This window comes from Streptosporangium sp. 'caverna' (genome assembly GCF_003203775.1).
Lineage (GTDB): Bacteria > Actinomycetota > Actinomycetes > Streptosporangiales > Streptosporangiaceae > Streptosporangium > Streptosporangium subroseum.
On record NZ_CP029711.1, the window covers coordinates 8,437,500 to 8,449,681 of the forward strand.

General features: G+C 69.7%; 11 protein-coding genes. 4 read left to right on the forward strand and 7 right to left on the reverse strand.

All coding sequences use genetic code 11. From position 1 onward, the window contains the following. Nucleotides 1-90 precede the first annotated feature (90 nt). Together DKM19_RS36315 and DKM19_RS36320 are read left to right on the forward strand one after the other, a co-directional pair. Nucleotides 91-1,314, forward strand: a complete 1,224-nt coding sequence (locus DKM19_RS36315) for an SfnB family sulfur acquisition oxidoreductase (RefSeq protein ID WP_110702110.1) — start codon at nt 91-93, stop codon at nt 1,312-1,314. 12 nt (nt 1,315-1,326) lie between these two features. Beyond that, nucleotides 1,327-2,484 (forward strand): LLM class flavin-dependent oxidoreductase, encoded by a 1,158-nt coding sequence (locus tag DKM19_RS36320; protein WP_110702112.1) that lies wholly within the window; start codon nt 1,327-1,329, stop codon nt 2,482-2,484. A gap of 78 nt (nt 2,485-2,562) precedes the next feature. Here DKM19_RS36320 and DKM19_RS36325 read toward each other — a convergent pair whose 3' ends face one another. Both DKM19_RS36325 and DKM19_RS36330 read right to left on the reverse strand, forming a co-directional pair. Further along, the gene (locus tag DKM19_RS36325; protein WP_110702114.1) at nt 2,563-3,108 is read right to left on the reverse strand and encodes a hypothetical protein; all 546 of its coding nucleotides are present in this window, start codon (nt 3,106-3,108) and stop codon (nt 2,563-2,565) included. Nucleotides 3,109-3,430: 322 nt separating this feature from the next. After that, the gene (locus tag DKM19_RS36330; protein ID WP_110702116.1) at nt 3,431-3,628 is read right to left on the reverse strand and encodes a hypothetical protein; all 198 of its coding nucleotides are present in this window, start codon (nt 3,626-3,628) and stop codon (nt 3,431-3,433) included. Between the two features lie 199 nt (nt 3,629-3,827). Here DKM19_RS36330 and DKM19_RS36335 point away from each other — a divergent pair, with 199 nt between their 5' ends. Then, the gene (locus DKM19_RS36335; RefSeq protein WP_110702118.1) at nt 3,828-4,844 is read left to right on the forward strand and encodes an alpha/beta fold hydrolase; all 1,017 of its coding nucleotides are present in this window, start codon (nt 3,828-3,830) and stop codon (nt 4,842-4,844) included. Here DKM19_RS36335 and DKM19_RS36340 read toward each other — a convergent pair. Both DKM19_RS36340 and DKM19_RS36345 read right to left on the reverse strand, forming a co-directional pair. After that, nucleotides 4,841-7,189, reverse strand: a complete 2,349-nt coding sequence (locus DKM19_RS36340) for a family 2 encapsulin nanocompartment cargo protein terpene cyclase (protein WP_110702120.1) — start codon at nt 7,187-7,189, stop codon at nt 4,841-4,843. The genes DKM19_RS36335 and DKM19_RS36340 overlap by 4 nt on opposite strands. A 210-nt stretch (nt 7,190-7,399) precedes the next feature. Continuing rightward, nucleotides 7,400-8,323 (reverse strand): 4-hydroxy-3-methylbut-2-enyl diphosphate reductase, encoded by a 924-nt coding sequence (locus tag DKM19_RS36345; RefSeq protein ID WP_110702121.1) that lies wholly within the window; start codon nt 8,321-8,323, stop codon nt 7,400-7,402. 452 nt (nt 8,324-8,775) lie between these two features. Here DKM19_RS36345 and DKM19_RS36350 point away from each other — a divergent pair, with 452 nt between their 5' ends. Then, nucleotides 8,776-9,990 carry a cytochrome P450 gene (locus DKM19_RS36350; RefSeq protein WP_110706240.1) on the forward strand — a complete coding sequence of 405 codons (1,215 nt, stop codon included), beginning with the start codon at nt 8,776-8,778 and terminating at the stop codon, nt 9,988-9,990. 140 nt (nt 9,991-10,130) lie between these two features. Here DKM19_RS36350 and DKM19_RS36355 read toward each other — a convergent pair whose 3' ends face one another. The 3 genes from DKM19_RS36355 to DKM19_RS36365 all read right to left on the reverse strand — a co-directional run bounded on the left by DKM19_RS36355 (nt 10,131) and on the right by DKM19_RS36365 (nt 12,115). Beyond that, nucleotides 10,131-10,604: a hypothetical protein gene (locus DKM19_RS36355; RefSeq protein ID WP_204358392.1), complete on the reverse strand. Its 474-nt coding sequence runs from the start codon at nt 10,602-10,604 to the stop codon at nt 10,131-10,133. A 23-nt stretch (nt 10,605-10,627) separates the two neighbouring features. Further along, nucleotides 10,628-11,305, reverse strand: a complete 678-nt coding sequence (locus DKM19_RS36360; RefSeq protein WP_110702123.1) for a hypothetical protein — start codon at nt 11,303-11,305, stop codon at nt 10,628-10,630. Between the two features lie 144 nt (nt 11,306-11,449). After that, nucleotides 11,450-12,115, reverse strand: a complete 666-nt coding sequence (locus DKM19_RS36365; protein WP_162642027.1) for a hypothetical protein — start codon at nt 12,113-12,115, stop codon at nt 11,450-11,452. Nucleotides 12,116-12,182: the final 67 nt, after the last annotated feature.

Here is a 12,182-nt window from a genome sequence, read left to right on the forward strand (position 1 = left end):
CGGCGTAAGCGAAATAAAGTACATATTGCCTACCGTCTTTGCAGGGATTACGGTGAACCGTAACGTCACACGCAGAAACGGACGGCATCCATGAGCATCGACAGCGCGCCCCTCCCCGCCCCAGGCAGGCCGGTGGCGCACGTGATCGCGGACGATGCCGAGGCACTGGCCGTGGCACGTGACCTGGCGGCGGAGTTCGCCGTGGAGGCGGCCGAGCGTGACGCGAAGCGCCGCCTGCCCGGTCCGGAGCTGGACCGGCTGTCGGCCAGCGGTCTGCTCGCGATCACGGTGCCGCGTGAGTACGGCGGAGCCGAGGTCGGCGCGCGGACCGTCGCGGAGGTGTTCCGGCTGCTGGCCGTCGCCGACCCGAACATCGCGCAGATCCCGCAGAGCCACATCGTCTACGTCAACGTGCTCCTCCAGCAGGGCACCGCGGAGCAGCGCGAGTTCTTCCTCGGCGAGGTGCTGGCGGGCAGGAGGTTTGGCAACGCCCAGTCGGAGACCGGTACGAAGCACGTCCAGGACTACAGGACCCGGCTGGTCCCCTCCGCGAACGGCGATTTCATGCTGCGCGGGACCAAGCAGTACAGCACCGGCGCGCTGTTCGCGGACTGGATCCCGGTCCTGGCCCGGCATCAGGACGACACCCTGCACGTCGCCTACGTGCCCCGCGACGCCCCCGGGCTGACCGTGATCGACGACTGGGCCGGCATGGGGCAGCGCACCACGGCCAGCGGCACCGTACGCCTTGACGACGTGCCCGTGCCCGCCTCCCGGGTGGTTCCCCACCACCTGACCTTCACCGGACCGCAGCTGCACGGGGCGCTCGCGCAGCTGCTGCACGCCGCGATCGACGTGGGCATCGCCGGCGGCGCGCTGGAGGAGGCGGCCGAGTTCGTGCGGACCAAGGCCAGGCCCTGGTTCGAGAGCGGTCTGGCGAACGCCGCCGACGATCCCCTGGTCATCCAGCGGGTCGGTGAGCTCGCCGTCAAGGTCCGCGCCGCCGAGGCGCTGCTGGACGCGGCGGGCAGGGCGATCGACGCGGCCCGCGCGGACCTGACCGACACCTCGGCCGGCGCCGCCTCGATCGCGGTGGCCACCGCGAAGGCGTACGTCGACCCGGTCGCGGTCGAGCTGGGCAACGCCATCTTCGAGCTGGGCGGCACCCGTTCCAGCCTGGAGGAGCTCAACCTGAACCGGTACTGGCGCAACGCCCGCACCCACACCCTGCACGATCCGGCCCGCTGGAAGATCCAGCACATCGGGCGGTACGTCCTCAACGGCCAGCTGCCGCCCCGGCACGGCCTCCTCTAAAGGGGAATCACGATGACTCTGACGTTCCACTGGTTCCTGCCCACGTACGGCGACAGCCGCGACATCGTCGGCGGCGGCCACGGGCTGCCCGCGGGATCGGCCGGAGGCGCCCGTCCCGCCACCCTGTCCTACCTGCGCCAGATCGTGCAGACGGCCGAGCAGCTCGGCTTCGTCGGCGCGCTGACCCCCACCGGCGCCTGGTGCGAGGACGCCTGGCTGACGACCGCGATGCTCGCCGCGAGCACCGAGCGGCTGAAGTTCCTCGTCGCGTTCCGGCCGGGATTCGTCACCCCGACCCTCGCGGCCCAGATGGCCGCCACCTTCCAGCGGCACTCCGAGGGGCGGCTGCTGCTCAACGTCGTCACCGGCGGGGAGAGCCACGAGCAGCGCGCGTACGGCGACTTCCTGGAGAAGGACGCGCGGTACGCGCGAGCCGACGAGTTCCTGCACATCGTCCGGGCTCTGTGGCGGGGCGAGACGGTCGACTTCGAGGGCGAGCACCTGCGGGTCGAGGGCGCGCGGCTGAACCGCCTGCCCGACCCGGTGCCCGACGTCTACTTCGGCGGCTCCTCCGCCGCGGCGGGCGGGGTCGCGGCCCGCCACGTCGACGCCTACCTCACCTGGGGCGAGCCTCCCTCCGCGGTCGCCAAGAAGATCGCCTGGGTGAACGAGCTGGCCGCGGCCGAGGGCCGTACCCTCAGGCAGGGCATCCGGCTGCACGTGATCACCAGGGACACCGCCGAGCAGGCGTGGGCCCAGGCCGGCAGGCTCCTCGACGGCATCGACGCGGCCACCCTCGAGAACGTGCAGGCCGGTCTCGCCCGCAGCGAGTCGGAAGGCCAGAAGCGGATGCTCGCCCTGCACGGCGGCAGCCGCGACAAGCTGGAGATCTACCCCAACCTCTGGGCGGGGGTCGGCCTGGTCCGGGGAGGAGCGGGCACCGCGCTCGTGGGCAGCCACACCGAGGTCGCCGACCTCATCGAGGAGTATCACCGCCTGGGCATCACCGAGTTCATCCTCTCCGGTCACCCGCACGTCGAGGAGGCGTACTGGTTCGGCGAGGGCGTCCTGCCGATCCTGCGCGGCCGCGGGCTCTGGCAGCACCCGCAGGCGTCGCAGGTTGCCGACGAACCGGCCTCCATCCCGTTCGCCTCGGCCTCCGCCCGGTGAGCGACCCTCGACCGCGATCGGACCCTCCAAGGCCCGAACACCCGCCCGGGACCGGCCGGGAGCCGGCGAACGGCCGATCTATCGGCCGCCTTCTCCGATCTGCAGGGCTCCGGCCTGGACCGGCGCGACGTCGGCCAGTCTGACCCGCCAGCCCAGCAGGAACACGGCGGCGCTGGCGAGGAGGGTCATCCGCAGCGCGTTGCCGACCTCCCAGATCACCAGGGTCGCGCGGATGGCGTCAATGGTCGCGGTGGGGTCATGGAAGGCCGGATTGACGGTGGTGACCAGGATCGCCGTGGTGATCCCGGCCAGGGTGACCAGCAGCGCGGCTCCCCGGACCGACCTCACCGAGCCGGGCATGATCCTGTCGGCGCCGCCCCTGATCAGGCGGATCACCAGGACCCAGACGAGCACGAGAAGGAAGATCACGACCGGGAGGAAGTAGAACAGCGGGCTGCCGATCTCCAACTGCCCCGCCATCGAGCCGGGGGGCAGGGTGGCCAGCCACGGAATGACCGTCACGGCCTCGTAAAGGTTGCCGAACCCCCACCATGCCATCAGCAGCAACACCAGGCCGGCATGCCCGCGGTAATGGCGCCTCAGGTCGGCGACGGAACTCGTCATCGTCCTTCCTCCATCCCGAACGTCTGCACGTGCTGGGGTGGGAAACCGCTGTTTTGTCGGAGATTCCCCTCACGACGTACGGCATCACCTGCTTTTTGCCGAAATTCTGAACGGCATCATCCCGTCCGTAGCCGGCTCAACCCCCGGCCGGCGTTCGCGCACTTCTCAAGTTTCGAAGTATATGCGGATCGACCTCGCGCCTCCCTGGAGATCATCCACCTCGGAGGCGGCTCGGTGTCCTGCCCGCCGGAGGCCTCCGGCCGCCCCGTGACACGCGAAAGCCCTCGACGCCCGGGGCGTTCGAGGGCCGATGACTCCACGATCAACACATCTGATGCACACCGGCCCGCGCCTCGGCCATGCCGAGACGCGGCGTGCCGGCCACGAGGTCACGGAGCTGGTCGGCGAACGCGAGCGCCTGCTCAGGGGTCATGCGGGGCTCGGGGCCGACGTAGAAGACCACGATGTCGCCATTCGGGGACGTCGTGGCAGTGAACGGAAGAGGCGGGAGGATAACCATGATGAGGTCATCCTCTCCTGTCCCACCGACAATTCGCAGGTCCTTTAATCCCGGGCTCCGGCCGCGACGGTGCGAGGAGCCTCCGAGCGGCCGGGCCGAGGCGGCCCCGGGCTCGTTCGACGGCGAGATTAATGTGGATCGAGAAGCGAGACGGGAGGAATCGGACGGTCCGAACCGACGGCCGAAAAGGAGGCCTCCGATGGATTACGACATCTTCGACCTGGGCGATGTCCGGCTGCAGCACGGCGCCACGCTGCGCGGCGCCACGCTGGCGTACAAGACCTACGGCGAGCTCAACGCCGGCAGGAGCAACGCGATCGTCTATCCGACGTGGTTCTCGGGTCAGCACCAGGACAACGAATGGCTCATCGGTGAGGGCATGGCGCTCGACCCGTCGAGATACTTCATCGTCATCCCGAACATGATCGGCAACGGACTCTCCTCGTCACCGAGCAACACCCCTCCGCCGCACGACCGGGCACGGTTTCCACGGGTGACGATGTACGACAACGTCGAACTGCAGCATCGCCTGATCACCGAACGGTTCGGCATCGAGCGCCTGGAGCTCGTCACGGGCTGGTCGATGGGGGCCGGGCAGACCTACCAGTGGGCGGTCAGTCACCCGGACATGGTCCGGCGGATACTTCCCTTCTGCGGCGCGGCGAAGACCAGCCTTCACAACATCGTCTTCCTCGAGGGCGTCAAGGCCGCGATCACCGCCGACGCGGGGTGGAACAACGGCTGGTACCGCGAGCAACCGGCGATCGGACTGCGGGCGATGTCCCGCGTCTACGCGGGCTGGGGCCTCTCCCAGCAGTTCTACCGGGAGAGGACCTACGAACGCGAGCCACTCGGCTACGGCTCCCTCGAGGACTTCCTCGTCGGTTACTGGGAGGGGTTGTTCCTCAAACGCGACGCGAACAACCTGCTCGCCATGCTCTGGACCTGGCAGAACGCGGACCTGGGCAGAACTCCGGGGTTCGGCGGCGTCGAGGAGGCGCTCGCCGCGATCCGTGCGCCGGCGATCATCATGCCGGCGCAGCAGGACCTCTACTTCCCGCCCGAGGACAACGCGTGGGAGGTCACCCACATGCCGAGGGCGGAACTGCGGGTCATCCCCGGCGCGTGGGGTCACTTCGCCGGGGGCGGCGAGAATCCGGTGGACACGAAATTCATCGACGACTCGCTCAAGGAACTGCTCGCGGAGGAACCCTAGATCGCCGGCACCGCCATGCCCCGCGTCGTCGGCAGCGCCGCCCCCTGCGTCGCAGGCAGCGCTTCCCGCGCCGTCCCCTGCATCGCCGGCACTGCCGCTCCCTGCGGGGAGCCTCCGGCGCGGAGAAGCGATCCGAGGTGCGCGGCCGCGGTCCCCAGCCCGGTGGGGCCGCCGACCGGTCGCGCCACCGTGAGCGGATAGCTCAGTTCGGCCTCGTCGTAGCGCCGGCACTCCCTGTGCCACAGCAGGATGCCTGCCATCCAGTCCTGGAGCTCCGCCACGTATCCGTTCAGCACGTCCCGGGCGCTCTCGTCCAGGTTGAAATCCTCGAAGAGGACGGGAAGCTCGTCGGCGACGATGTGCTGGAACTGGCGGATCCGAGCCGTCATCAGGTCGTTGACGATGTCGACGGCCTGCCGCAGGTCACAGTCCAGGAAGCTCTGGACGACCAGAACGCAGTTGTGGAGCTCGCCCTCGAACTGTATTTCCTTCTGGTAGGAGAAGATGTCGTTGGTCAGGCAGGCGTAGTCGGCGGCCGAGTTGTCCAGCGCGCGCATCGTGCTCGTCTGGTAGATCTCGGGCGGGACCGCGTCGCCGTGGGCCAGCCGGGACAGGCTCATCGTGAGGTCCGAGCCGAAGGTCTTGCGACGCATCTCGATGTAGTCGACCGGGTCGGGAATCCGGTTCTGGATGTGGTTGGCGAGCTCCCACAACCAGCTCTCCGTCATGTCCTCGACGGCCTGGCGGAACCGGCTCCGCGCCGACATCTGCATGGGGGCCGCCGTACGGAGCCACAGGTCTGCCAGGCCGCGTTCTATCGGGTTCGTCGGGGCCGGGGTGGCGCCGAGGTCCAGCGGCATGAACGCCGACAGCCGCCCGTTGAACACCTTCGCGCCGATCAGGTCGCGGCGGGGCCCGAAGACCACGGGGAAGTAGTCGTCGGCGTAGGTCCCCCAGGCGAGCCAGCACGTCGACAGGTCGAGCTGGGGACCGGGCGCGTCCGGATCGAGCGCCCCCGAGCAGATGGCGAAGTCGTAGGTGTCGAGCTTGTGCTCGGTCCAGACGGCCAGCCCGGGAAAGCCCGGCAGCGATTCGAACATCCCCATCTCGCGCACCCATTTCACGGTGTTGCGGCGTGCGGTGTCCACGTGGGGGTTCATCCGGGCGGGGAACGGCATGTGGAACTCGGGCAGCGGCACCGGCCCCACCTGCCTGTACGGAACGTGGGTGTGGCTCCTGACGCCCCCCGGGCCCGTCACACCGGGGGACAGCCTGATGCGCGCCGCCGAGGTGCCCAGCCCCGTGGGACCGCCGAGACCGGGAACGTTCCACGCGGACGGGGAGGCCTCGGCGCCGCCGTTCATGTAACGGCTGGAGCGCATGTGCCACTCGTGGCCGCCCGACTGCCAGTCCTGGAGTCCCTTGACGTACGCGAAAACGTCCAGGCGGGCCTTCAGGTCCAGGCCGTACTCCTCGAAGAGCATGGGCAGCTCGGTGAGGGCGGTGTTCTCGAACTGGTGCAGCCGGGAGGTGATCAGGTCGTTGACGGCGTCGGCGGCCTGCTGGGTGTCGTAGCCGAGGAAGCGCTCGAAGACCAGCACGCCGTTGCTGAGCTCGCCTTCGTCCTCGACCTCTCGCTGGTAGGAGAAGAGGTCGTTACGCAGGTGCACCGCGTCGGAGAAGGTGTCTCTCAGCACGCGCATCGACCGGGTGCCGGCGATGGGGGCGGGCACCTCGGCGCCGGCGGCGTGTTCGATCAGGTTGGCGGACCAGGGGGCTCCGCCGACCTTGCGCCGCATCTCGATGTATTCGATCGGATTGGAGACCCGGCCCTCGTTGATGTTGGCGAGCTCCCACAGGGATTCGTTGAGGAGGTTCTTGGTGCTCTCGACGAACCGGATCCGCCAGACCTCCGACATCGCCGGGATCGTGCGGGCCCACAGGTCCGCCAGGCCGCGCTCCACCGGATTCTCCGGCTCTCCGGGAGGCCCGGTGGGGTGCACCGGCATGAACGCGGCCAGCCTGTCGAGGTATTTCTTGCTTCCGGCCAGGTCACCGCTCCGTTTGAAGATCTCCAGGAAATGGTCGTCGAAGAAGAACACCCACACGTACCAGTCGGTGATCAGGTCGAGTTCGGGGGCGTCGGCGTCGGGATGGGTGTAGGCGCACAGCAGGCCGTAGTCCATGGCCTCGAGCTTCCGTTCGTCCCAGACGCCGAGATCGGGGTCGAGCATGCCCATGTCGTGGGCCCAGGCCCTGGTGTGATCGCGCGCGGTCTCCAGGTTGGGGTTCAGCCTGGCCGGATACGGCAGGTAGAAGTCGGGGAGCTCAAAGGGTTGTTTCATGTTCCGCCCTTCTCTGTCTGGTCGTCTCTGTGTCTGGTCGTCGCCGGATCGCGCACGGCATCCGCGCCGAGGTCCGATCGCCCCTGATCATGCGAGACGGACGACTCGGTCATGACGATCTCTCCGGGTGGGCACCGGCGACCTCTCGGTGGGCTCTCTCCGGGCAAGCCGGGCGAGCCCCGATGGCCTCTCGGCGGGCCACCGGTGCCGCTACCGGAGTTCCTGGGGCAGGGAGAACGTCAGGGTCTCCTCCGCCAGCGTCACCGACTCCGTGTCGGAGTAGCCGCGGGCGGCGAGCCAGTCCAGCAGTTCCGCGACCAGGTGGTCGGGGACGGAGGCCCCGGAGCTGACGCCGACCGTCTCCACGCCGTCGAGCCAGCGTTCGTCGGCGTCGGCGGCTCGATCCACCAGGTAGGAGGAGCGGGCACCCGCCCCCAGGGCGACCTCGACCAGCCGCTGGGAGTTGGAGGAGTTGGACGACCCGACCACGACGACAAGGTCGCAGTGCGGGGCGATCCTGGCCACGGCCTCCTGCCGGTTCTGGCTGGCGTAGCAGATGTCGTCACTCGGCGGATCGACCAGGCCGGGAAAGCGCTCACGGAGCCGCCTGACGGCGGTCATGGTCTCGTCGACCGACAGGGTGGTCTGGGAGAGCCAGCTCACCGGCGTGTCATCCGGCAGGTGGAGGTCGTCGGGGCGGGCGGGGTCGACGACGTGCATGTGGTCGGGAGCCTCACCCAGGGTGCCCTCCACCTCCTCGTGATCGGCATGGCCGATGAGGACGATCTCGTAGCCCACCTCGGCGAACCGTACGGCCTCCTTGTGGACCTTGGTGACCAGCGGGCAGGTCGCGTCGATGGTCCGCAGGCCGCGCTCCCGGGCCTGCTCCTTGACCGCCGGGGAGACGCCGTGGGCGGAGAAGATGACGAGCGCGTCGTCGGGCACCTCGTCGAGCTCGTCGACGAACACCGCGCCGCGCCGGGTGAGATCTCCCACCACGAAGGTGTTGTGCACGATCTGCTTGCGGACGTACACCGGCGGGCCGTACCGCCGCAGTGCCTCCTCCACGGTGACGATGGCCCGTTCGACGCCCGCGCAGTATCCACGCGGAGCTGCCAGCATTACGCGTCCCATCAGTGGTTCCCCCTGGTCGAATGCGGTGGGTGAGAAGTGGTCGGCCGATCGTGAGCATCTCGGGATCTGCGACAGGGACGATCTGCCCTTCTGGAAGCACTGACATGCGGAACGTTATGAAACGGCCACACAGAGTAGAGGAATCGATTTCGAAGGGCAGGGCGCCCGGCGCACCGGCTCGCCTGCCACGACCACGCCCGGACAGGGGATCCGGGCCCGGCGCATCCGGCAAGCGGCCAGGGCGACGGCGTCTCGCTCCGAATCCGCATGGCTCCGGAGTGTAATCACTAATCCCACGGGATAGTCAAGACCACGAATGATTTCGGGCACGCGCCGTACAGCGGAGACGGGCGCGCGGGTACGGGCCCGCGGCCTGTCACTTGCCGAACACGCCCGCGGGTGGCACGTTCGAGAGTGCCCTTGACGTCGAGCCTCAGGAGGTGTCCCCGGCCATGGACGACCGCAGCGCCGACCGCAGTGACCCCGCCGACCCCGCCGACCTGCCGAGACTGCCCTTCGAGCGGAGCAGTCCGCTCGACGTGCCGGAGATGTACCGCACGCTGCGGACCACCGAGCCGGTGACCCGGGTCCGCACCCAGGCGGGTGACTTCGCCTGGCTGGTCTCCGGCTACGAGGAGGCGAGGCAGGCCTTCGCCGACCCGCGCCTCGGCCGCTCGGCCCCCGATCCGGAGCGCGCCCCGCGAATCTCCGACTCGGTGCTGATCGGCGGCCCGCGCGGCGACGTCGAGACCGAGAAGGCCGAGCACGAGCGGATGCGCAGGATGCTCGTCCCCGCCTTCTCCGCCCGCCGGATGAGCGCCCTCGGGCCCCACGTCCAGGAGCTCGTCGACGGCCTGCTCGACCGCATGGCCGAGCAGGCGCCCCCGGTGGACCTGCGGGAGGCGTTCTCCCTGCCGCTGCCCGTGCTGGTGATCTGCGAGCTGCTCGGCGTGCCGTACGACGACCGCGCGTACTTCAGGAAACTGGCCGACGCGATGACGGACCTGGCCGATCGGGAGCGGGCCGGGGCCGCGAAGGCCGAGCTGACCGGCTACACCCGCGAGATCCTGGCCGGCAAGCGGGCCGACCCGGCCGACGACGTGTTCTCCGACATGGCCACCATGGAGGCGTCCGACGACGAGATCGCCTCACTCGCCGCGGGGCTTCTGTTCGCCGGCCACGAGACGACGGTCAACCGGATCGACTACGGCGTGCTGCTGATGCTCTCCAACCCCTCGCAGCGCGACGCCCTGATCGCCGACCCTTCGCTGACGGACGCGGCGGTGGAGGAGATCCTGCGGATGGCCGCGCCGGGCAACCACGGCCTGCCCCGATACGCCCACGAGGACGTGACCATCGGCGGTGTGACGATCAGGCGCGGCGAGGCGGTGATCATCGTCACGATGTCGGCCAACCGCGACGAGCGGATCTTCCCCGAGCCCGACCGGTTCGACATCGGCCGCCGGTTCGGCGAACAGCAGCTCTCGTTCGGTTACGCGGCCAGATACTGCATCGGGGCGAGTCTGGCCAGGGTGGAACTACGGTCGGTGTTCACCACCCTGTTCCGCCGCTTTCCCACCCTGGCCCTCGCCGTCCCCGTCGAAGAGCTGGTGGAGCGCGAGGCGTCCCTGACCGGGGGGTTCACCCGCATCCCGGTCACCTGGTAGCGGGCGGCCCGGCCGCCGGAGGTCTCCCCGGCGGCCGCGGATCACATGACGCACCCGATCGAGCGCGCCTCGCAGCCCGCCGGCGTGCTCGCCGTCCCGGGCGCCGGGTGGCTCGCCCCGGGCACTTCGATCGGTGCTCGTCATCCGGCGGGCGCCGGGGTCGGGGCGGGGGTCATCCTGTGGTCCTTCAGGTGGAGGTCGCCGCCGAGCTCCTTGCGCAGCTCGTCCAGCACCTTCCGGCTCCCGAGCACGGTCCAGAGGTTGCCGACGAGGTGGGGGTTGTACTCCGGCGCCGCGTCCATCCACTGGTCCTTGCCACTCTGCGTGACGAAGGTCGTCACGAAGAACTGGCCGACGGGGGTCTTGCAGTACCCCTGCCGCATGTCAACGACGTCGACCTGGATGGCGGGCTTGCAGTCCACCTTGTCCGCCAGCTCCTCGACGGTGGGCGGCGGGCCGGACGGCACGGCCGCCGGGATCACGTTCCCGGCGGCTTCGGGCGCGCCGGGGTCCTGGTTTCCGCTACAGGCGAGGGAGAACGAGAGGGCGAGGGTCACCACGGTGATCGCCCGGAGGTTCCGTGCGACACCGGCCTGGCGTGAATGTGTCAACATCCTCGAGGTACGGCCGGCCGCTCTCATCGGTTCACCGCCAGTCCGTTCTGACCGGATATTTCCTCGGCCGCCCCGGCGGAGTCCGCGCGGCGGGTCAGCATTCCCCGCACGATGTCGCAGAGCTCGCCCGTCTCCCTCGGCGACAGGACCTGGCTGAGCCGGTGCTCGACGACGCCCCCGTCCAGGATCGGCGGGGCCTTCGTCACGTTGAGATAGCCGGACAGGAACGCTATCCGGAACAGCTTCTCCTGCGAGTGCGACTCGGCGGTGGCGGGACCGATATCGGAGCCGTCGCCCAGCCGGGTCGCGGGCACGTCCTCCTCGGTCCGGGGCCGGGCCAGCCCGGGAAGCAGCAGGTGGGCGGCGGCCCTCCGCAGGGCCAGGCCGTACGCGCGCATGGACTCGTCCGGCGAGAAGGCGACGATCGAGCGCCCGAGGGCCTCGGCCGAGTGCGGCGGCAGGTCCGCGATGGTGGACTCCCCGCCCATGCAGGTGTAGACCCGTACGACCCGCTCTCCGACGTAGCCCGGCTGCAGGTGCTGGGAGAGCGTGATCACCACGGTGGATCCATCGGCGTTCTCCAGCTCGGCGACATCGGCCGTGTGGGTGACGTAGGTGGTGGAATGCTCGCGCTCGCACCACGACGGGCACGAGGCGGCGGCGGGGCGGAGAGTCCTCACGGAGGCCGTGACGTTGTTCATGGTTCTCCTCTGAGCTCGCGTTCAGGCGGAGATACGCACTGCCGACGTGCCGGGTTCAGCGCCGGACCTCCGGCTCCGCCGCACGCTCACTCGGCGCCGAGCATCCGGACCCGTCCGGATGCTCGGCGGGAGCCGCTCACGCGGTCAGCGCCGCCGCAGCCGGTAGGCCATGACCGCGAGGACGACGAGCCCCAGGAGCGCCACCGGCGTGTACTGCGGGCGCCACCAGGAGTCCGCCTCCACGACCGCGACCGTGGTCGTCTCGAGGGGCGCCGACAGGGCGGCGGCGGGCTGGGGAGTCGCGGACGGCGACGTGACGGTCTGGGGAGTGGCGGTGCCGAGAGGGAAGCCCGGCGGGCGGATCTCGCCCCAGTAGTCCTGCTGCGGCGCCTGTGCGGCGATCGCCTGCTTGAGGTCTTCCGGAAGGGGGGCGAGCTTCAGGTCTCCCGGCAGGGTGAGGGTGCCGATCTTGTAGGGCGAGAACCAGCCCTGGACACCCTCCACCTGCCAGGTGCCCGGGGGCAGGGAGATCGCCGCGGCGTAGTGGGCCGGTTCCTTCAGCGGCACGCCGGGAAACAGGATGCGCTTCTTTCCGCTGGTGAACTCCAGCCCGACCTCGCCCAGGTTGGCGCCCTCGTAGGGGTGCGTGCCGTGCTGGAGCAGCCAGAAGCCGAGCGTGTAGGTCGTGTTGGGGCGCATTCCTGCCGGAGCCGGGTCCATGAAGGTGGCCGCCCAGCCACCCGCCCGCGCCGGCGCCGCGAGGGCCAGCAGGGGAACAATGATCATCAGGAGCAGCGGGATTCGTCTCATGCGGGAGTTACACCGGCCGGACCGGTTCGGTTCCGGCAGATGTGGCTGGACGCCCGTGAGTCGGGGC